Source organism: Pseudomonas sp. CCNWLW23 (assembly GCF_037095675.1).
GTDB classification, from domain to species: Bacteria; Pseudomonadota; Gammaproteobacteria; order Pseudomonadales; family Pseudomonadaceae; genus Aquipseudomonas; species Aquipseudomonas atacamensis.
In genome coordinates, this window is the sequence record NZ_JBAWKM010000001.1 from 309,838 (window position 1) to 328,941 (window position 19,104).

Consider the following 19,104-nt stretch of genomic DNA (forward strand, 5'->3'; position numbering starts at 1 on the left):
AAAACCGTCCGAAGACGGTTTTTTTCAAAGCCGGCGCTGATTACAGACCGGACATCTCTTTGATCGCGCCCTTGAGCTCTTCATCGGAGCAATCGGCGCAGGTGCCTTTTGGCGGCATGGCGTTGATGCCGGTGATGGCCTTGGCGAGGATGCCGTCCAGACCACCCTGATGATCGGCGCGCTCCTTCCAGGCTGCCTTGTCGCCGATCTTCGGCGCGCCGAGCAGGCCCGTGCCGTGACAAGCGTTGCAGTGCTTGGCGATCACGTCTTTAGGGGCCTTTGCTCCGCCGCCCCCGCCAGCGGTAGCAGCCACTTCCATACCCTTGCATTCCTGCCCTTGAACACACACCTGGCCGACGGGCTCGAGGCGTTTGGCGATGTCGTCATTTGTCGCAGCTTGAGCGCTGACAGCCCAGAGGGCCAGTACGGTTGCTGGTGCAGCCAGCATTTTCATAATTAGGTTCACGCGTTCACCCTCAATGGTGGCTATTCACGCCTGCGGCCACGGTTCGCAGGCGGGCGCAAGTATAGCGGGTAGGCCGCTGTACTGAAACAACCCCATGGTTAGAGGGGTCTTGTTGCCCATCGGTAAATCGGTTCGGGGGCCTTTGCCATATCGGCCTGGCGCCTTCTGCTTAAAAATTCGCCGGCGTGGCTGCGCTGATTAGTCGCGCCGGCACGTCGAACGGGTTACGGAAACGATGCGGCTTGGTACTTTCAAAATAGTAGCTGTCGCCGGCTTCGAGGATAAAAGTTTCCAGACCCACCACCAGTTCGAGGCGACCTTCCACCAGAATCCCGGTTTCCTCGCCCTCATGGGTGAGCATTTCTTCGCCGGTGTCGGCGCCCGGCGGGTAGATTTCGTTGAGGAAGGCGATGGCCCGGCTCGGGTGGGCGCGGCCGACCAGTTTCATGGTCACGGCGCCGTCGGAGATGTCGATCAGCTCATTGGCCTTGTAGACGATCTGGGTCGGTTGGTCCTGCAGGATCTCTTCGGAAAAGAACTCGACCATCGACATGGGAATGCCGCCGAGCACCTTTCTCAGCGAACTGATCGAAGGGCTGACGCTGTTCTTTTCGATCATCGAAATGGTGCTGTTGGTGACGCCCGCACGTTTGGCGAGTTCACGCTGGGAAAGCCCTTTGAGCTTGCGGATCGATTGCAGTCGTTCACCGACGTCCAAGGCGGGAGCCTCCTGATGTTGTAAGAATATTGAGCGTTATCATGGCGACAGCGTTCAGTATTTACAACAGCTGGCCCCCGCAGCGGCGTCAACCGTCGGAATAGAGCCTTGGCACCCGTTTCAGGTTGCAGAGGATCTGATACGGGATGGTATCGGCCCACTTTGCCACGTCGCTGGCGAGGATGTTTTTACCCCACAGCTCGACAGTTGAACCAAGCCCCGCTTCCGCTACGTCGGTCAGATCGATGCAGAGCATGTCCATCGACACGCGCCCTAGCAGGCGGCTGGGTTTGCCCGCCACCAGCACGGGTGTGCCGGTCGGTGCCTGGCGCGGGTAGCCGTCGGCGTAACCCATAGCGACCACGCCGATGCGCATCGGCTTGTCGGTGATGAACCTGGCGCCATAACCGATCGGCTCGCCGGCCGGCAATTCACGCACACTGATGACTTTCGATTCGAGGGTCATCACCGGTTGCAGGCGTTCAGCGACGGCGTTGGCTTCTCCGAACGGGGTCGCGCCGTAGAGCATGATGCCCGGGCGTACCCAATCGCTTTGGATTTCTGGCCATCCGAGCACCGCTGGCGAGTTGCGCAGGCTGACTTCCGCCGCCAGACCCTGACGCGCCGCTTCGAACACAGCGACCTGCTCGGCACTGCTTTGCGCATGCAGTTCATCGGCGCGGGCGAAGTGGCTCATCAACACGATTTTTGCCACTTTGCCGCTGGCCAGCAGACGCTGATAGGCCGCTGGATAATCTTTCGGATGCAGGCCGACGCGGTGCATGCCGGAATCGAGCTTGAGCCATACCGTGATCGGTTTGCTCAGGACTGCCTGCTCGATCACTTCGAGCTGCCAAAGCGAATGCACCACGCACCAGAAATCATGCTCGACGATCAACGCCAGCTCATCGGCTTCGAAGAAGCCTTCCAGCAGCAATACCGGCGCGCGAATCCCGGCGGAACGCAGCTCCAGTGCTTCTTCAATGCAGGCCACTGCAAACCCGTCAGCCTCGGCTTCCAGCGCCTGGGCGCAACGTACCGCGCCATGGCCATAGGCGTCCGCCTTGATCACCGCGAGCGCCTTGGCGCCGGTGACTTCGCGGGCAATTCGGTAGTTGTGGCGCAGGGCTTGAAGGTCGATCAGGGCACGGGCAGGACGCATGGCGGCAGACTTCTGGGCGGTCATGGGAAGAAAAACCGGCGCTGACTGACGACGTGAACCGCCAACAGCACCGGGAGAGGGATCTTGGGAACGTTATGGCAGCGCGGCGACGATGGATATCTCCACCAGAATGCTCGGCTTGGCCATCTTCGCTTCGACGGTGGCGCGGGCCGGCGCGGCGCCTTTGGGCAGCCACTGGTCCCACACCGCGTTCATTCCGGCGAAGTGCACTTCGATGTCATTCAAATAGATCGTTGCCGACAACAGATGCTGTTTGTCCGTCCCGGCCAGATCGAGCAGACGTTCGATATTGGCCAGCACGTCGCGGGTCTGCTGTTCAATTCCGGCGTCGAAGTCGTCGCCGACCTGCCCGGCCAGATACACGGTGCCGTTGTGGCTGACGATCTGACTCATGCGCTCATTGGTGAGCTGGCGCTGGATTGACATGTTTTGCGGACTCCTGGGTCTGGTTGCCGTAACGGGAAATATCGAGGCCTTCAGCGCTGATCTGCGGCTTTTTCTTCGCCATCAGGTCGGCGAGCAAACGGCCGGAACCACAGGCCATGGTCCAGCCGAGCGTACCGTGACCGGTGTTGAGGAACAGATTCTTGAACGGCGTGGCGCCAACGATCGGCGTACCGTCCGGAGTGGTCGGGCGCAGGCCCGTCCAGAAACTCGCTTCGGCCAGATTGCCGCCCTGAGGATAAAGATCGTTGACGATCATCTCCAGGGTTTCGCGTCGACGTGGGTTCAGCGACAGGTCAAAACCGGCGATCTCGGCCATGCCGCCGACGCGGATGCGGTTGTCGAAACGGGTGATCGCGACCTTGTAGGTCTCGTCGAGAATGGTCGACGTTGGCGCCATGTCCGGGTTGGTGATCGGCACGGTCAGCGAGTAGCCCTTGAGCGGATACACCGGGGCCTTGATGCCCAACGACTTGAGCAGTTGCGGCGAGTAGCTGCCGAGCGCCAGCACGTAGCGATCAGCGGTTTCCAGCTTGCCGTCAATCCACACGCCGTTGATTCGATCACCGGCGTAGTCGAGTTTCTGAATGTCCTGGCCAAAACGGAATTCCACGCCGAGCTTGCGCGCCATTTCGGCAAGACGGGTGGTGAACATCTGGCAGTCGCCGGTCTGGTCATTGGGCAGACGCAGCGCGCCAGCGAGAATGTCAGTCACGCCTGCCAGCGCCGGCTCGACGCGGGCAATACCGGCGCGATCGAGGACTTCAAACGGCACACCGGATTCTTTCAGCACGGCGATGTCCTTGGCGGCGTTATCCAGTTGCGCCTGAGTACGGAACAACTGCGTGGTGCCGAGGCTGCGGCCTTCGTAGGCGATTCCGGTTTCGGCGCGCAATTCATCGAGGCAGTCACGGCTGTACTCGGACAGACGCACCATGCGCTCCTTGTTAACCGCGTAACGGCTGGCGGTGCAGTTGCGCAGCATTTGCGCCATCCACAGGTATTGGTCGATATCGGCGGTGGCCTTGATCGCCAATGGCGCATGGCGTTGCAGCAACCACTTGATGGCCTTGAGCGGCACGCCCGGCGCGGCCCACGGCGAGGCGTAACCCGGCGAGACCTGGCCGGCGTTGGCGAAACTGGTCTCCATGGCCGCAGCAGGCTGCCGGTCGACCACCACCACTTCAAACCCGGCACGGGCCAGATAGTAAGCACTGGCGGTACCGATGACGCCGCTACCCAAGACCATGACGCGCATTTTCAATCCCTCATCGCGGCTTTTCGCCGAACTGTTTGTTAGAGCAATGATGGGCGCAGTGTAAAAAAGAAATGCCAGTGCTTTTCACTATATAAGCGCCTATATTTGGCGACAATTCTCGGCAAAAACCCTTTTCACGGAGGCGCATCCCCTATGCGTACCAACACTCAGACCAAACGTGAGCTGGACAAGATCGACCGCAACATCTTGCGCATCCTGCAAGCGGACGGGCGGATTTCCTTCACCGAACTGGGGGAAAAGGTCGGCCTCTCGACCACGCCGTGCACCGAGCGCGTGCGGCGTCTGGAGCGCGAAGGGATCATCATGGGCTACAACGCCCGGCTCAATCCGCAGCATTTGAAGGGTAGCCTGCTGGTGTTCGTCGAGATCAGCCTCGACTACAAATCCGGCGACACATTCGAAGAATTCAGACGCGCGGTGCTGAAGCTGCCGCATGTGCTGGAGTGCCATTTGGTGTCAGGGGATTTCGACTATCTGGTGAAGGCGCGGATTTCCGAGATGGCCTCGTATCGCAAACTGCTCGGCGACATTCTGTTGAAGCTGCCGCATGTGCGTGAATCGAAGAGCTATATCGTCATGGAAGAGGTGAAAGAGAGCCTGTGCCTGCCGATTCCGGACTGATCACCGCAATGATCGTCCCCACGCTCTGCGTGGGAATGCAGCCCGGGACGCTCTGCGTCCCAAAGGCCGAACGCGGAGCGTCCGAAGAGGCATTCCCACGCAGAGCGTGGGAACGATCGCTTACACCAACACCTGCCGATTCGCCGCCATGTACTCGAATATATGCTTTTCCACCCGCGGATGAATCAGCTCCACCGGCCGCCGCTCGTTCGGGCATGGCAGCGTCTTGGTCGTACCAAACAATCGACAGATCAGCGGTCGCTCTTCATACACCGTGCAGCCATTCGGCCCCAAGTGCACACAATTGAGTTCTTCCAGCGCGGCATCCTGCTCGGCGCGGGTCTTGCGCGGCAGCCGGGCCATTTCCTCGGGCGACGTGGTCACCGGCCCGCAGCAGTCGTGGCAGCCCGGCACGCAGTCGAACGTGGGGATCTGCTGACGCAGGTTGCGGATTTTCTGGCTGTTGCAGCTCATCGAAACGGTGACCAAAGTGGCGGGATAACGATTGTGCCGCAAAAGCCCGGATCCAGACACCGCAGGCCGACCGATGTTGCCCACGTTCGGGCGTGCGGCTTATGCTCCGTCAAATTTTCTCGACACTCAGCCGTTGGATGATGCCCATGACCGCCCGCGCCCAGACCACCGCGAGCCAACCCCACGTTGCCTCTTATTACGCCGCCAGCAGCCTGCCGCAGCCTGACCATCCCGTGCTGCAAGGCGAGGTGGTGGCGGATGTCTGCGTGGTCGGCGGTGGCTTTTCCGGGCTGAACACGGCGCTGGAACTCGCCGAGCGCGGTTTCAGCGTGGTGTTGCTGGAAGCGCACAGGATCGGCTGGGGTGCCAGCGGTCGCAACGGCGGGCAGTTGATTCGCGGTGTCGGTCACGGCCTTGATCAGTTCGCCAATGTCATCGGTGCCGAAGGCGTGCGCGAGATGAAACTCATGGGCCTGGAAGCGGTGGAGATTGTCCGCCGGCGCGTCGAGCGTTTCGGCATTGCCTGCGACCTGACCTGGGGCTACTGCGACCTCGCCAACAAGCCTTCCGATCTCGACGGTTTTGCCGAAGATGCCGAAGAGTTGCGCGGCCTCGGTTACCGCTATGAAACCCGTATGTTGCAGGCCAGTGAAATGCACACCGTGGTCGGTTCCAAGCGCTATGTCGGCGGCTTGATCGACATGGGCTCCGGACATCTGCATCCGCTGAATCTGGCACTGGGCGAAGCGGCAGCGGCGCAGCAACTGGGCGTGCGGTTGTTCGAGCGTTCGGCCGTGACGCGCATCGATTACGGCCCCGAAGTAAAGGTGCACACCGCGCAAGGCTCGGTGCGGGCGAAGACCCTGGTGCTGGGCTGCAATGCCTATCTCAATGACTTGAACCCGCAACTGAGCGGCAAGGTCCTGCCCGCCGGCAGTTACATCATCGCCACCGAACCGCTGAGCGCAGAGCAGGCGCACAACCTGCTGCCGCAGAACATGGCGGTCTGCGACCAGCGGGTGGCGCTCGATTACTACCGGCTCTCGGCGGATCGACGTTTGCTGTTCGGCGGCGCGTGTCATTACTCGGGACGCGATCCGAAAGACATCGGCGCCTATATGCAGCCGAAGATGCTTGAAGTGTTCCCGCAACTGGCCGGGGTGAAAATCGATTATCAGTGGGGCGGAATGATCGGCATCGGTGCCAACCGCCTGCCGCAGATTGGCCGGCTCGCCGAGCAGCCGAACGTGTATTACGCCCAGGCGTATTCCGGACATGGCGTGAATGCCACACACCTGGCCGGCAAGCTGCTTGCCGAAGCAATCAGCGGGCAGCACAGCGGCGGCTTTGATCTGTTCGCCAAGGTGCCGCACATCACCTTCCCCGGCGGCAAGCATTTGCGCTCGCCGTTGTTGGCGTTGGGGATGTTGTGGCATCGGCTGAAAGAGTTGGTCTGACGAATCAGGATCGTCCCCACGCTCCGCGTGGGAATGCATCCAGTGACGCTCTGCGTCACAGCGGACGCAGAGCGTCCGGGGCGGCGCTCCCACGCAGAGCGTGGGAACGCTCTGTGGTATTCATATCCGCCAAAACGGCTTCAACCCCTCCTCCCTTGCCTGCTCCAGCGTCAGCCCGACATCCTTGAGCTGCTCCGGCGTCAGTCCCAACAACGCCTTGCGCGTGTGCAGACGATGCCAGAACAGACCCCAGCGACTGAGGCCGGACGGTGCGTTACGCAGCAGATTGCGCGCGCTGTCCTTCTGCCCTGCCGCCAGTTCCTGACTGTGTAACGTCAGCCGCACATCGCTCAAGCCGTTCATTTTCGTTGCTCCTGTTTACTTGGGTAGCCAGAGATTCCATGATGCGCGGGCGAGCAAAACCATTACAGACTCAAAGAACCTGTATTAACTCCATACAGATTTGCCGATTCACCGACTGAATGACTGATTTTTGCCGCATCTGTACTGGTTTCCACCAAGACGCACCGAGGCCACCATGACTCTGTATGTAAATCTCGCCGAATTGCTCGGCACCCGCATCGAACAAGGCTTCTATCGTCCTGGCGATCGCTTGCCGTCGGTTCGAGCCTTGAGCGTCGAGCACGGAGTCAGTTTGAGCACGGTGCAGCAGGCCTATCGCGTGCTTGAAGACAGCGGTCTGGCCACGCCGAAACGAAGTCTGGCTACTTTGTGCCAGTCGGCCGCGAATTGCCGGAGCTGCCCGCCGTAGGCCGCCCCGCGCAACGGCCGGTAGAGATTTCGCAATGGGATCAGGTGCTGGAACTCATTCGCGCGGTACCGCGCAAGGACGTTGTGCAATTGGGCCGTGGCATGCCCGATGTTGGCTCACCTACCATGAAGCCGCTGCTGCGCGGACTGGCGCGAATCAGCCGGCGGCAGGACATGCCCGGTCTGTATTACGACAACATCCACGGCAACCTCGAACTGCGTGAACAGATCGCACGGCTGATGCTCGATTCCGGCTGCCAGTTGAGCGCCAGCGATCTGGTGATCACCACTGGCTGCCACGAAGCGCTGTCCACCAGCATCCACGCGATCTGCGAGCCGGGTGACATCGTCGCGGTGGACTCGCCGAGCTTCCACGGCGCCATGCAAACCCTCAAAGGCCTGGGCATGAAAGCCCTGGAAATCCCCACCGACCCGCTCACCGGCATCAGCCTCGACGCCTTGGAACTGGCCTTGGAACAGTGGCCGATCAAGGCCATTCAGCTCACGCCCAACTGCAACAACCCCCTCGGATACGTCATGCCCGAATCGCGCAAACGCGCCTTGCTGACCCTGGCCCAGCGTTTCGACGTGGCGATCATCGAAGACGATGTGTATGGCGAACTGGCCTATACGTACCCGCGCCCGCGCACGATCAAATCCTTCGATGAAGATGGCCGCGTGTTGCTCTGCAGCTCGTTCTCCAAGACCCTGGCGCCGGGGCTGCGCATCGGCTGGGTGGCGCCGGGCCGATATCTCGAGCGGGTGCTGCACATGAAATACATCAGCACCGGATCCACCGCGCCGCAACCGCAGATCGCCATCGCCGAATTCATTAAGGCCGGCCATTTCGAGCCGCACTTGCGGCGTATGCGCATGCAGTACCAACGCAATCGTGACGCGATGATCGACTGGGTAACGCGCTATTTCCCGGCCGGCACCCGCGCCAGTCGCCCGCAGGGCAGCTTCATGCTCTGGGTGGAGCTGCCGGAAGGTTTCGACACGCTGAAACTGAATCGCGCGCTGCACGATCAGGGCGTACAGATTGCCGTTGGCAGCATCTTTTCCGCCTCGGGCAAGTACCGCAATTGTCTGCGGATGAACTACGCTGCCAAACCAACAGCGCAGATCGAAGAAGCGGTGCGCAAGGTCGGCGCTGCAGCAATCAAATTACTCGCCGAGACCGACTGACCTTTTTTGCGCGCCCGGCGTCCAAATTGCCGACCTCAGCCGCCAACCGGAACGATCCTACGTGAGCTTCAGACAGCCCTTACTCGCTTCACTGATACTCGCCTCGTTCCTCAGCGGCTGCGCCAGCCTCGATGTGCCGCGCGAACCAAGCCAGGCCCTGCCGGCGTCGGACTCCAGCTTCGGCCGTTCGATTCAGGCTCAGGCCGCACCCTACAAAGGGCAGTCGGGGTTTCGCCTGCTCTCCGACAGTGGTGAGGCCTTTACCGCCCGGGCCGAGCTGATTCGCCATGCCCAGGTCAGCCTCGATTTGCAGTACTACATCGTCCACGACGGCATCAGCACGCGAATGCTGGTGGAGGAAGTGCTCAAGGCGGCCGACCGTGGCGTGCGCGTGCGCATCCTGCTCGACGACACCACCAGCGACGGCCTCGACCAGATCATCGCCACCCTGGCGGCACATCCGCAGATCCAGATTCGTTTGTTCAATCCGTTGCACCTGGGGCGCAGCACCGGCGTAACGCGCGCGGCCGGGCGACTGTTCAATCTGTCCGTGCAGCATCGGCGCATGCACAACAAGTTGTGGCTGGCGGACAACAGCGCGGCCATCGTCGGCGGGCGCAATCTGGGCGATGAATATTTCGACGCCGAACCCAACCTGAATTTCACCGACATCGACATGCTCAGCATCGGCCCGGTGGCCGAACAGCTCGGACACAGTTTCGACCAGTACTGGAACAGCGCGCTGAGCAAGCCGATCGACGAATTCCTCTCCAGCCAGCCGACCGCCGCTGACCTGGAAAACACGCGCACGCGCCTGGAAGAATCACTGGAAGAAACTCGCAAGCAGAACCACGCGCTCTATCAACAGTTGATGAAGTTCACAACCGACCCGCGCATGGACATCTGGCGTAAAGAGCTGATCTGGGCCTGGAACCAGGCCTTGTGGGACGCGCCGAGCAAGGTCCTGTCCAAGGGCGAACCGGATCCGCATCTGCTGCTGACCACGCAACTGGCGCCGGAACTGACCGGCGTCAGCAAAGAGCTGATCATGATTTCCGCCTACTTCGTGCCCGGCCAGCCGGGGCTGGTCTACCTGACCGGGCGCGCCGATGCCGGGGTCTCCGTGAGCCTGCTGACCAATTCACTGGAGGCCACTGACGTGCCGGCGGTGCATGGCGGTTACGCGCCTTATCGCAAGGCGTTGCTTGAACACGGGGTGAAACTCTATGAACTGCGCCGCCAGCCTGGGGATAACTATGGCAGCGGGCCGCGGGTGTTCTACAGCAAGTCGTTTCGCGGTTCGGATTCGAGTTTGCACAGCAAGGCGATGATCTTCGACCGGCGCAAATCGTTTATCGGCTCGTTCAACTTCGACCCGCGCTCGGTGCTGTGGAACACCGAAGTCGGCGTGCTCGTCGACAGCCCGGAACTGGCCGAGCATGTGCGCGCACTGGCATTGCAAGGCATGGCGCCGACCTTGAGTTATCAGGCGAAACTCGAGGACGGCAAGGTCGTCTGGGTCACCGAGGACAACGGCCAGATGCACACTCTGACCAAGGAGCCGGGGAGCTGGTGGCGGCGCTTCAACTCGTGGTTCAGCACCAGCGTCGGCCTGGAGCGGATGCTGTAAGTCCGTCTGTTGATGATCCCTTGTGGGATGCGCTCAGGCTGCTTCTGCTGTTGTGCCAAAGGCGCCTTGGCGCAACAACAAAAGCACCAGACCAAACGCCCCAGCCGCCATCAACAGCGGCAACGCATGACCATTGATCCACTGACTGCCCGCCCCTGCCGCCAACGGCCCGACCAGACAACCGACACCCCACAACTGCGCGATATGCGCATTGGCGCGAACCAGCGCATCGTCTCGATAACGCTCGCCAATCAGAATCAGCGACAGGGTGAACAAGCCGCCGGCACTGGCGCCGAACAGCACCCACAACGGCCAGATCAGCAGCGTGTCGAGCAACATCGGAATGGCCAGACTCGACAGCATCAACACCACCGCGCATCCGGCGAACAGCGTGCGCCGCGACAGGTAATCGGCCAACGCGCCGATCGGTAATTGCAGCAGCGCATCGCCGACCACCACGGTGCTGACCATGGCCAGCGCGATTTCGGCGGTGAACCCTTGTTGCAGGCAGTACACCGGCAGCAGCGTCAGGATCATCGCCTCGAACGCGGCAAACAACGACACCGCCCAGGCAATCGCCGGCAACTCGCGGGCGAAGCCCCACAGATCGCCAAACGTGACGCTGTTGGCCTCACTGCTCGGCGCCCCGCTGCGCCCCAGCAGCAGAAAGGGCGAGAGCGTGAGCAGGCCGACCCCGACCCAGAAACCGTAATCATGCTCGGTACCGAGCGCCCCCAGCAGCAACGGACCAGACAGTTGGCTCAGCGCATAGCTGCTGCCATACAGCGCTACCAGACGCCCGCGCCACTGCTCGATCACCAGTTGATTGATCCAGCTCTCGCCGAGGATGAACACGATGGTCAGGATCACCCCGATCAGCAGGCGCAGCAGCAACCAGATCGGGTAACTCGGCAGCAGCGCCAGCAGGCCGATCGACAATGCCCCGGCCCACAGGCACAAACGCATCAGGTTCGCCGTGCCGAAATACGCGGCGAGGTGGCTGGAAATCTTCGCCCCGAGCAGCACGCCGATTGCCGGCATGGCCGCCATCACACCGATGGCGAACGAGCCGTAGCCCCAGCCCTCCAGACGCAACGACACCAGCGGCATGCTGACCCCCAGGGCCAGGCCGACACTCAAGACAGACGCCAACACGGCGAAATACGTCGCCCAACGCATGTTCCACGCTCCTGTGGATATTTTTATATGCACCACAAAATCACTGTGGGAGCGAGCCCCTGTGGCGAGGGGATTTATCCCCGTTGGGTCGCGCAGCGGCCCCAAAACCTGCATCCACGATGTACCAGGTACACCGCGTGCAATGGTTTAGCGACTGCTTCGCAGCCGAACAGGGATAAATCCCCTCACCACAGAGGCTCGCTCCCACAGGGGATCTCTGTAGGTTCGAGAGCCTGATTAACTCAGGCTCTCTTAATGAATCACAGCTTGATCCACGTGGCCTTCAGCTCGGTGTACTTGTCGAAGGCATGCAGCGATTTGTCGCGACCGTTGCCCGACTGTTTGAAGCCACCGAACGGCGCGGTCATGTCGCCGCCATCGTACTGGTTGACCCACACGCTACCGGCGCGCAAGGCCTTGGCGGTCAGGTGCGCCTTGGAGATGTCCTGGGTCCACACCGCTGCGGCCAGACCGTATGGCGTGTCGTTGGCGATCTGGATGGCTTCTTCGGCGCTATCGAAAGCGATCACCGACAACACTGGGCCGAAAATCTCTTCCTGGGCAATCTTCATCGCATTGCTCACACCATCGAAAATGGTTGGCTCGACGTAAGTGCCACCGGTCTCCTGGAGGATGCGCTTGCCGCCGGCGACCAGTTTGGCGCCATCGCTATGGCCGGATTCGATGTACGACAGCACGGTGTTCATCTGCTGGGTATCGACCAGCGCACCGACGTTGGTCGCCGGGTCCAGCGGATTGCCCGGCTTCCAGGCTTTCAGCGCCTCGATCACCATTGGCAGGAATTTGTCCTTGATCGAACGCTCGACCAGCAGGCGCGAACCGGCGGTGCACACTTCGCCCTGGTTGAAGGCGATGGCGCTGGCGGCGGATTCAGCGGCGGCCTGCAGATCCGGCGCATCGGCGAAGACGATGTTCGGGCTCTTGCCGCCGGCTTCCAGCCAGACGCGTTTCATGTTCGATTCGCCGGCATAGACCATGAGTTGCTTGGCAATCTTGGTCGAACCGGTGAACACCAGCGTGTCGACGTCATTGTGCAAACCCAGCGCCTTGCCGACGGTGTGGCCATAGCCCGGCAGCACGTTGAGCACGCCTTTCGGAATCCCGGCTTCAATGGCCAGCGCAGCGATGCGGATGGCGGTCAGCGGCGACTTTTCCGACGGCTTGAGGATCACCGAGTTACCGGTCGACAGCGCCGGGCCGAGCTTCCAGCAAGCCATCATCAGCGGGAAGTTCCACGGCACGATAGCGCCAACCACGCCCACCGGCTCACGGGTCACCAGACCTAGTTGGTCATGCGGGGTGGCGGCAACTTCGTCGTAGATCTTGTCGATCGCTTCGCCGCTCCAGCTCAACGCCTGCGCCGCGCCCGGTACGTCGATGTACAGCGAATCGCTGATCGGCTTGCCCATGTCGAGGGTTTCCAGCAGCGCCAGTTCTTCAGCGTGCTGTTTCAGCAGGCTGGCGAAGCGGATCATGGTGGCTTTGCGTTTGGTCGGCGCCAGGCGCGACCAGACGCCGGAATTGAAAGTAGCGCGGGCGTTTTCTACAGCACGGTCGGCGTCGGCGGCGTCACAGCTGGCGATCTTGCCGAGCAGGCGGCCATCGACCGGGCTGATGCATTCGAAGGTTTCGCCGGAGACGGCGTCAGTGTATTCGCCATTCAGGAAGGCGCGGCCTTCGATTTTCAGATCGCGGGCGCGTTGTTCCCAGTCGGCACGAGTCAGGGTGGTCATTCGGGTGTCCTCCTCTTATTGAATACGAGCACCGCAAGCGCTGCGGCGCTGTTCAAGAATCCTGCCCGGCCAGCCTGCACTTTCGGCCCGAGGCACCCGCCACCCTAAACCAGCGACCGGGTTTGTTTCAATATATTTGACATAAGCTGGCCATACGGCCTTGCGGTGTTCATTTTAATAAACATAGACTTTGGCCCATTCCAGCCAATGCGCCGTCACTAGCGGAGAAAACAACAATGAACATCCAGAACGTCGTCGACATCAGCCTCGCCAGCAGCGAAGCCGAGCGCTATCGGCCGGACCCGGCGAAAGTGCTAAAGGGCGATCCTGAGCAGGCGGTGTTTCATCAATACGAAAGCCCTTGTGGGCAAATGGGCGTGGGCGTGTGGGAAGGCGCGGTAGGTCAGTGGACGGTGAATTACACCGAGCATGAGTACTGCGAGATTCTGCAGGGGGTTTCGGTATTGCGTGACAGCGATGGCAATGCCAAGACCTTGCGCGCTGGTGATCGCTTCGTGATTCCGGCGGGGTTTCGCGGCACCTGGGAAGTGCTGGAGGCTTGCCGCAAGGTTTATGTGATCTTTGAACAGAAGGCTTGAGATGTTTGCTGGCTGATCGGCCCTCATCGCTGGCAAGCCAGCTCCCACAGGTTCTGTGAAGACCGGCAATCAATGTGGGAGCTGGCTTGCAAGCGATAAGGCCCAACCGGTCACCGCAGAATCCAAGGCAAAAAAAGGCCCGTATCTCACGATACGGGCCTTTTTCGCAGTCAGGAAAAATCAATTACTTGATTTTGCCTTCCTTGTACATCACGTGCTTGCGAACAACCGGATCATATTTCTTGATCTCGATTTTGTCCGGGGTAGTACGCTTGTTCTTGTCGGTAGTGTAGAAGTGACCAGTACCGGCGCTCGAGATCAAACGAATCAATTCACGCATGATTAGCTCCCTTAAATCTTGCCATCGCGGCGAAGTTCGGCGAGCACGACAGTGATGCCACGCTTGTCGATGATACGCATGCCTTTGGCAGATACGCGCAGACGCACAAAACGTTTCTCTTCTTCAACCCAGAAGCGGTGATGCTGCAGGTTCGGCAGGAAACGACGACGGGTTTTGTTGTTTGCGTGGGAAATGTTATTCCCAGTCACCGGACCCTTACCGGTAACTTGACATACTCTCGACATGCCTCAGCCCTCTAAAACCACATGCCCAACCCGGCATGGGTTGGCCGCTTAATCTCTCAGTCATTTGGCGCCAGGCGCCGCGTTTCTTTAGAGGTCTTACCGGCTACACCTACAGTGAAGGAACCGGGCCCCTAGAAAAGAGCGCTGCTTTATACCAGAAAGACCGGGGTGCAACAACAATCGGTGTGCAATCAATCGGCAAAAGGGCGATTTTTTCCGCCGCAGACGCCTTGGACAAAGGCTGCGGCCAGTTTTGACCACTCGTCGCAGAAATCCCGCCCTACAGCCGATTCAGACTTTTCATCTGGCTGCCCACGCTCGAAACCGCGCAAGAGTGCGCCTGAAAATGCAAAAAGGGGATAGTCATTTGCAATTCAGAGCTCTAGGGTAGGACTTTTCCAGACTGCACTTGCAGATGGGCCTTCGATCTGTAAAGGAAACCGACCATGCGCCTCGCTGCCCTACCCCTGTTACTCGCTCCGCTGTTGCTGAGCCCCCTCGCCCAGGCCGCCGCGTTGAGCGTGTGTACCGAGGCCAGTCCCGAAGGGTTCGACGTGGTGCAGTACAACTCGCTGACCACCACCAATGCTTCGGCTGACGTACTGATGAACCGCTTGGTGGATTTCGACACCGCCAGTGGCAAGGTCATCCCGAGCCTCGCCGACAGCTGGGAAGTCAGCACCGACGGCCTGACCTACGTGTTCAAGCTGCACCCGCAGGTGAAATTTCATTCAACCGATTATTTCAAGCCGAGCCGCGAGCTGAGTGCCGAAGACGTCAAGTTCAGCTTCGACCGCATGCTCGACCCGGCCAACCCGTGGCACAAAGTCGCCCAGAGCGGCTTCCCCCATGCGCAGTCGATGCAACTGCCGAGCCTGATCAAGAAGATCGACGCCCTCGACCCGCTGACCGTGCGCTTTACCCTCGACCATCCGGATTCGACCTTCCTCGCGACCCTGAGCATGGGTTTCGCCTCGATCTACTCCGCCGAATATGCCGACAAACTGATGAAGGCCGGCGCCACCGACAAACTCAACAGCCAGCCGATCGGCACCGGCCCGTTCGTGTTCAATCGCTTTCAGAAAGACACGGCGATTCGCTACAAGGCCAATCCGGACTATTTCCGTGGCAAGCCTGCGGTCGACCCGTTGATTTTCGCCATCACGCCGGACGCCAACGTGCGCCTGCAAAAGCTGCGGCGCAATGAATGCCAGATCGCCCTGTCGCCAAAACCACTGGACGTACAGGCTGCGCTGAAGGAACCGTCGCTGAAAGTCGAAAAGACTGACGCTTTCATGACCGCTTTCGTGGGCATCAACAGCCAGCATCCGCCACTGGACAAACCGGAAGTGCGCCAGGCGATCAACCTCGCTTTCGACAAGGCCAACTACATCAAAGCCGTGTTCGAAGACACCGCCGAAGCGGCCAACGGCCCGTACCCGCCGAACACTTGGAGCTATGCCAAGAACCTGCCGGGCTATCCGCACGACGTGGCCAAGGCCAAGGCGCTGCTGGCCAAGGCCGGCTTGAAGGATGGCTTCCAGACCACAATCTGGACGCGTCCATCAGGCAGCCTGCTCAACCCGAACCCAAGTCTCGGCGCGCAGATGCTGCAGTCGGATCTGGCCGAGATCGGCATCCAGGCGGAGATCCGCGTGATCGAGTGGGGCGAACTGATTCGCCGCGCCAAGGCCGGCGAACACGACCTGCTGTTCATGGGCTGGGCCGGCGACAACGGCGACCCGGACAACTTCCTCACCCCGCAGTTTTCCTGCGCGGCGGTGAAATCCGGGACCAACTTCGCGCGGTACTGCAACGCCGATCTGGACAAGCTGATCAGCGCCGGCAAGACCACCAGCGAGCAAGGCGTGCGCACCAAGCTGTATGAACAGGCACAGGCACAGATCCAGCAGCAGGCGTTGTGGCTGCCACTGGCGCACCCAACGGCCTACGCTTTGACGCGCAAGGATGTTCAGGGTTATTCCGTCAGCCCGTTCGGCCGGCAGGATTATTCCAAGATCAGCCTCAAGCCCTAAGCGGCAAGCGGCAAGCTAGAGCACTCCGCGCGCAGCTCCAGCTTGCCGCTTGCAGCTAGAGGCTTGCCGCTGCTCTTTTACATCCAGCCACACTCCGCCATCGACAGCGGTTCGCCGTCTCCGACGATGAAGTGATCGAGCACTCGCACGTCAATCAGCTCCAGCGCTTTCTGCAGGCGCTTGGTCAGCAGCCGATCGGCCTGACTCGGATCGGTGTTGCCGGACGGATGGTTGTGACACAGGATCACCGCTGCGGCGTTATTGGCCAGCGCGCGCTTCACCACCTCCCTAGGGTGCACGCTGGTATTGTCGATCGAGCCGCGAAACAGCGCCTCGAAATTCAGCACCTGATGCTTTGAATCGAGAAACAGGCAGCCGAACACCTCGTGCGGCTCATGCCGCAGCATCGCCTTGAGGTAATCGCGGACGACTTGGGGGTTCTCCAGTGCCGGCTTCTGTCGTGAGCGCTCGGCCAGATGGCGCTTGCTCATTTCCTGCGCGGCTTGCAGCTGGGCGAACTTGGCCGGGCCGAGGCCCATTTGTTTGCTGAATGCGTCCTGATCGGCCTCAAGCAACAAACGCAGGCCACCGAATTGCGTCAGCAGATGTCTGGCAAGGTCGACTGCGCTTTTTCCGGGCAATCCGGTGCGCAGAAAAATCGCCAACAGCTCAGCGTCCGAAAGACTCCCTGCGCCGTGTTCCAACAGCCTTTCCCGCGGCCGTTCCGCCGCCGGCCAATCGCGAATACTCATAGCACCTCCTTGTCTGTGGGCGCCGCTGTTCCGTAGCGGTCGCTGTGATATCGTAGCCCATCTTTTTGGCGGTCGATTCAACCCTGGGGAGGGGCATCGCACCGCAGTCATCAACGAAATGAAAGGCAGACCTATGCAGCGGCTGTATCGGAAACGCATCGTTCTGGGCGTCGGCGGCGGCATTGCGGCCTACAAGAGCGCCGATCTGGTTCGCCGCCTGATCGACCAGGGTGCCGAAGTGCGCGTGGTCATGACCCATGGCGGCGCCGAATTCATTACCCCGCTGACCATGCAGGCCCTGTCGGGCCACCCGGTTCACCTCGACTTGCTCGACCCTGCCGCCGAAGCCGCCATGGGCCATATCGAGCTGGCGAAATGGGCCGATCTGGTACTGATCGCCCCGGCCACCGCCGACCTGATCGCCCGCCTGGCCCAAGGCATTGCCAACGATCTGCTGACCACGCTGGTGCTGGCCACCGACGCTGTGGTTGCTGTCGCGCCAGCGATGAACCAGGCGATGTGGCGCGACCCGGCGACCCAGACCAACCTGCAACTGTTGGAGAGCCGTGGCCTGAAGACTTTCGGCCCGGCCTCGGGCAGCCAGGCCTGCGGCGACGTCGGCATGGGCCGCATGATGGAGGCCACCGATCTGGCGCTGCTCGCCGCCGATTGCTTCCAGCGCCAGGCCCTGACCGGCAAGCATGTGGTGATCACCGCCGGCCCGACTCAGGAAAACATCGACCCGGTGCGCTACATCACCAACCACAGCTCCGGCAAAATGGGTTTTGCCCTCGCCGAAGCAGCCGTGGAAGCCGGCGCCCGTGTCACTTTGATCAGCGGCCCGGTGCACTTGCCGACGCCTGATCGCGTGACGCGGATCGATGTGGTCAGCGCCCGCGACATGCTCGCCGCCTGCGAATCGGCCATGCCTTGCGACGTGTTCATCTCGTCGGCAGCGGTGGCGGACTACCGCCCGGAAGTAGTAGCTCCGCATAAACTCAAGAAAGATCCTACGAGCGGCGACGGCTTCGTCCTGCAAATGGTGCGCAACCCGGACATCCTTGCCACCATCGCGACCCGTCCCGACCGTCCGTTCAGTGTCGGCTTCGCCGCCGAAACCGAACACCTGCTCGACTACGCTGCACGCAAGCTGAAGGACAAGAATCTCGATCTGATCGTCGCCAACGACGTCGCCAACCCGAGCATCGGTTTCAACAGCGAAGAAAACGCCTGCAGCGTCATCGACCGTGAGCTGCACGCCACGGTTTTCGCCCAGACCAGCAAGAGCAAGATCGCTCGTCAACTGGTCACTTTTATCGCCGAACGTCTGAACCAGGTTTAATTTACATGCACGCTTTGCAAGCCAAGATCCTCGATCCACGCATCGGCACCGAATTCCCGCTGCCGCAATACGCCACTCCGGGCTCCGCCGGCCTCGACCTGCGCGCCATGCTGGAACAGGACATCGTGATCAAACCGGGTGAAACCGTGCTGATCCCCACCGGCCTGTCGGTCTATATCGGCGACCCGAATCTCGCCGCGCTGATCCTGCCGCGCTCGGGCATGGGCCACAAACATGGCATCGTGCTGGGCAATCTGGTCGGCCTGATCGACTCCGACTACCAGGGCCCGCTGATGGTCTCCTGCTGGAACCGCGGCCAGAGCGACTTCACCATGACCGTCGGCGAACGTCTGGCGCAATTGGTGCTCGTGCCGGTGGTGCAGGCGCATTTCGAAATGGTTGAAGAGTTTGTCGAGACCGAGCGCGGTACCGGTGGTTTTGGCCATACCGGCACCAAATAACCGGATAAAAATTATTGTGGTGAGGGGGTTTATCCCCTCACCACAAAAAATGCGCTACATCGGCAGCAGGTTTTAACACCGTAAATCAAGGTTTTGCCGGCCGAAAGCCACGCCAGCCGGGGCGTCATGGCCCTTTCATAGCACGAACTCTCTGTGGAAAACGCC

The 19,104-nt window shown here is 60.8% G+C and carries 19 protein-coding genes and 1 pseudogene; 8 read left to right on the forward strand and 12 right to left on the reverse strand.

Going from position 1 to position 19,104, the window contains the following annotated elements:
* Positions 1–40: 40 nt before the first annotated feature.
* The 5 genes from V8J63_RS01445 to dadA form a co-directional block, all read right to left on the reverse strand.
* Complete coding sequence (locus tag V8J63_RS01445; RefSeq protein WP_039757383.1) at positions 41–454, reverse strand: c-type cytochrome; 414 nt, start codon at positions 452–454, stop codon at positions 41–43.
* A gap of 181 nt (positions 455–635) precedes the next feature.
* Positions 636–1,184 (reverse strand): cupin domain-containing protein, encoded by a 549-nt coding sequence (locus tag V8J63_RS01450; protein WP_016772566.1) that lies wholly within the window; start codon positions 1,182–1,184, stop codon positions 636–638.
* An 88-nt stretch (positions 1,185–1,272) separates the two neighbouring features.
* Positions 1,273–2,346: an alanine racemase gene (gene alr / locus V8J63_RS01455; RefSeq protein ID WP_336463463.1), complete on the reverse strand. Its 1,074-nt coding sequence runs from the start codon at positions 2,344–2,346 to the stop codon at positions 1,273–1,275.
* 93 nt (positions 2,347–2,439) lie between these two features.
* On the reverse strand, positions 2,440–2,793 hold the full coding sequence (locus V8J63_RS01460; RefSeq protein ID WP_125925370.1) for a RidA family protein: 354 nt from the start codon (positions 2,791–2,793) through the stop codon (positions 2,440–2,442).
* Complete coding sequence (gene dadA, locus V8J63_RS01465) at positions 2,765–4,069, reverse strand: D-amino acid dehydrogenase (protein ID WP_336463464.1); 1,305 nt, start codon at positions 4,067–4,069, stop codon at positions 2,765–2,767. The genes V8J63_RS01460 and dadA overlap by 29 nt, the downstream gene beginning before the upstream one ends.
* A gap of 153 nt (positions 4,070–4,222) precedes the next feature.
* Here dadA and V8J63_RS01470 point away from each other — a divergent pair, with 153 nt between their 5' ends.
* On the forward strand, positions 4,223–4,711 hold the full coding sequence (locus tag V8J63_RS01470; protein ID WP_010465173.1) for an Lrp/AsnC ligand binding domain-containing protein: 489 nt from the start codon (positions 4,223–4,225) through the stop codon (positions 4,709–4,711).
* A gap of 120 nt (positions 4,712–4,831) precedes the next feature.
* Here the strand turns inward: V8J63_RS01470 and V8J63_RS01475 are convergent, their stop codons facing one another.
* Complete coding sequence (locus V8J63_RS01475; RefSeq protein ID WP_071172244.1) at positions 4,832–5,185, reverse strand: YkgJ family cysteine cluster protein; 354 nt, start codon at positions 5,183–5,185, stop codon at positions 4,832–4,834.
* Between the two features lie 146 nt (positions 5,186–5,331).
* Between V8J63_RS01475 and V8J63_RS01480 the strand changes: the two genes are divergently transcribed.
* Positions 5,332–6,642, forward strand: a complete 1,311-nt coding sequence (locus tag V8J63_RS01480; protein WP_122612748.1) for an NAD(P)/FAD-dependent oxidoreductase — start codon at positions 5,332–5,334, stop codon at positions 6,640–6,642.
* Positions 6,643–6,762: 120 nt separating this feature from the next.
* Here V8J63_RS01480 and V8J63_RS01485 read toward each other — a convergent pair whose 3' ends face one another.
* Positions 6,763–7,005 carry a DUF1127 domain-containing protein gene (locus V8J63_RS01485; RefSeq protein WP_016772560.1) on the reverse strand — a complete coding sequence of 81 codons (243 nt, stop codon included), beginning with the start codon at positions 7,003–7,005 and terminating at the stop codon, positions 6,763–6,765.
* 175 nt (positions 7,006–7,180) lie between these two features.
* On the opposite strand from V8J63_RS01485, the pseudogene V8J63_RS01490 reads away from it, so the two are divergent.
* Together V8J63_RS01490 and V8J63_RS01495 are read left to right on the forward strand one after the other, a co-directional pair.
* A pseudogene (locus tag V8J63_RS01490) lies at positions 7,181–8,601 on the forward strand (aminotransferase-like domain-containing protein).
* A gap of 61 nt (positions 8,602–8,662) precedes the next feature.
* Positions 8,663–10,231: a phospholipase D family protein gene (locus V8J63_RS01495; protein ID WP_024014795.1), complete on the forward strand. Its 1,569-nt coding sequence runs from the start codon at positions 8,663–8,665 to the stop codon at positions 10,229–10,231.
* A gap of 33 nt (positions 10,232–10,264) precedes the next feature.
* On the opposite strand, the gene V8J63_RS01500 is transcribed toward V8J63_RS01495, so the two are convergent.
* Together V8J63_RS01500 and V8J63_RS01505 are read right to left on the reverse strand one after the other, a co-directional pair.
* Complete coding sequence (locus V8J63_RS01500; RefSeq protein WP_130889061.1) at positions 10,265–11,410, reverse strand: MFS transporter; 1,146 nt, start codon at positions 11,408–11,410, stop codon at positions 10,265–10,267.
* A 260-nt stretch (positions 11,411–11,670) separates the two neighbouring features.
* Positions 11,671–13,164, reverse strand: a complete 1,494-nt coding sequence (locus V8J63_RS01505; RefSeq protein ID WP_016772556.1) for an aldehyde dehydrogenase — start codon at positions 13,162–13,164, stop codon at positions 11,671–11,673.
* A 236-nt stretch (positions 13,165–13,400) separates the two neighbouring features.
* Between V8J63_RS01505 and V8J63_RS01510 the strand changes: the two genes are divergently transcribed.
* Positions 13,401–13,763, forward strand: coding sequence for a cupin domain-containing protein (locus tag V8J63_RS01510; protein ID WP_073470919.1), 363 nt, complete (start codon positions 13,401–13,403; stop codon positions 13,761–13,763).
* A 184-nt stretch (positions 13,764–13,947) separates the two neighbouring features.
* Here the strand turns inward: V8J63_RS01510 and rpmG are convergent, their stop codons facing one another.
* Positions 13,948–14,103, reverse strand: a complete 156-nt coding sequence (gene rpmG / locus V8J63_RS01515; protein ID WP_016772554.1) for a 50S ribosomal protein L33 — start codon at positions 14,101–14,103, stop codon at positions 13,948–13,950.
* Between the two features lie 11 nt (positions 14,104–14,114).
* Positions 14,115–14,348: a 50S ribosomal protein L28 gene (gene rpmB / locus V8J63_RS01520; RefSeq protein WP_007920377.1), complete on the reverse strand. Its 234-nt coding sequence runs from the start codon at positions 14,346–14,348 to the stop codon at positions 14,115–14,117.
* A gap of 446 nt (positions 14,349–14,794) precedes the next feature.
* Here rpmB and V8J63_RS01525 point away from each other — a divergent pair, with 446 nt between their 5' ends.
* Positions 14,795–16,384: an ABC transporter substrate-binding protein gene (locus V8J63_RS01525; RefSeq protein WP_336463465.1), complete on the forward strand. Its 1,590-nt coding sequence runs from the start codon at positions 14,795–14,797 to the stop codon at positions 16,382–16,384.
* 77 nt (positions 16,385–16,461) lie between these two features.
* On the opposite strand, the gene radC is transcribed toward V8J63_RS01525, so the two are convergent.
* The gene (gene radC / locus V8J63_RS01530; RefSeq protein ID WP_016772552.1) at positions 16,462–17,136 is read right to left on the reverse strand and encodes a RadC family protein; all 675 of its coding nucleotides are present in this window, start codon (positions 17,134–17,136) and stop codon (positions 16,462–16,464) included.
* A 133-nt stretch (positions 17,137–17,269) separates the two neighbouring features.
* Here radC and coaBC point away from each other — a divergent pair, with 133 nt between their 5' ends.
* Both coaBC and dut read left to right on the forward strand, forming a co-directional pair.
* Positions 17,270–18,478, forward strand: coding sequence for a bifunctional phosphopantothenoylcysteine decarboxylase/phosphopantothenate--cysteine ligase CoaBC (gene coaBC, locus V8J63_RS01535; protein ID WP_130926285.1), 1,209 nt, complete (start codon positions 17,270–17,272; stop codon positions 18,476–18,478).
* Positions 18,479–18,483: 5 nt separating this feature from the next.
* On the forward strand, positions 18,484–18,939 hold the full coding sequence (gene dut, locus V8J63_RS01540) for a dUTP diphosphatase (protein ID WP_016772550.1): 456 nt from the start codon (positions 18,484–18,486) through the stop codon (positions 18,937–18,939).
* The last annotated feature ends 165 nt before the right edge of the window (positions 18,940–19,104 follow it).

What these genes read in the sequence shown, in the direction of transcription:
- V8J63_RS01445 (WP_039757383.1), bottom strand. Translation starts at nt 454, where the DNA reads ATGAAAATGCTGGCTGCACCAGCAACCGTACTGGCCCTCTGGGCTGTC.
- dut (WP_016772550.1), top strand. Translation starts at nt 18,484, where the DNA reads ATGCACGCTTTGCAAGCCAAGATCCTCGATCCACGCATCGGCACCGAA.
- V8J63_RS01475 (WP_071172244.1), bottom strand. Translation starts at nt 5,185, where the DNA reads ATGAGCTGCAACAGCCAGAAAATCCGCAACCTGCGTCAGCAGATCCCC.
- alr (WP_336463463.1), bottom strand. Translation starts at nt 2,346, where the DNA reads ATGCGTCCTGCCCGTGCCCTGATCGACCTTCAAGCCCTGCGCCACAAC.
- V8J63_RS01470 (WP_010465173.1), top strand. Translation starts at nt 4,223, where the DNA reads ATGCGTACCAACACTCAGACCAAACGTGAGCTGGACAAGATCGACCGC.
- V8J63_RS01485 (WP_016772560.1), bottom strand. Translation starts at nt 7,005, where the DNA reads ATGAACGGCTTGAGCGATGTGCGGCTGACGTTACACAGTCAGGAACTG.
- V8J63_RS01510 (WP_073470919.1), top strand. Translation starts at nt 13,401, where the DNA reads ATGAACATCCAGAACGTCGTCGACATCAGCCTCGCCAGCAGCGAAGCC.
- V8J63_RS01505 (WP_016772556.1), bottom strand. Translation starts at nt 13,164, where the DNA reads ATGACCACCCTGACTCGTGCCGACTGGGAACAACGCGCCCGCGATCTG.
- rpmB (WP_007920377.1), bottom strand. Translation starts at nt 14,348, where the DNA reads ATGTCGAGAGTATGTCAAGTTACCGGTAAGGGTCCGGTGACTGGGAAT.
- rpmG (WP_016772554.1), bottom strand. Translation starts at nt 14,103, where the DNA reads ATGCGTGAATTGATTCGTTTGATCTCGAGCGCCGGTACTGGTCACTTC.
- V8J63_RS01500 (WP_130889061.1), bottom strand. Translation starts at nt 11,410, where the DNA reads ATGCGTTGGGCGACGTATTTCGCCGTGTTGGCGTCTGTCTTGAGTGTC.
- radC (WP_016772552.1), bottom strand. Translation starts at nt 17,136, where the DNA reads ATGAGTATTCGCGATTGGCCGGCGGCGGAACGGCCGCGGGAAAGGCTG.
- V8J63_RS01525 (WP_336463465.1), top strand. Translation starts at nt 14,795, where the DNA reads ATGCGCCTCGCTGCCCTACCCCTGTTACTCGCTCCGCTGTTGCTGAGC.
- V8J63_RS01460 (WP_125925370.1), bottom strand. Translation starts at nt 2,793, where the DNA reads ATGTCAATCCAGCGCCAGCTCACCAATGAGCGCATGAGTCAGATCGTC.
- coaBC (WP_130926285.1), top strand. Translation starts at nt 17,270, where the DNA reads ATGCAGCGGCTGTATCGGAAACGCATCGTTCTGGGCGTCGGCGGCGGC.
- dadA (WP_336463464.1), bottom strand. Translation starts at nt 4,069, where the DNA reads ATGCGCGTCATGGTCTTGGGTAGCGGCGTCATCGGTACCGCCAGTGCT.
- V8J63_RS01480 (WP_122612748.1), top strand. Translation starts at nt 5,332, where the DNA reads ATGACCGCCCGCGCCCAGACCACCGCGAGCCAACCCCACGTTGCCTCT.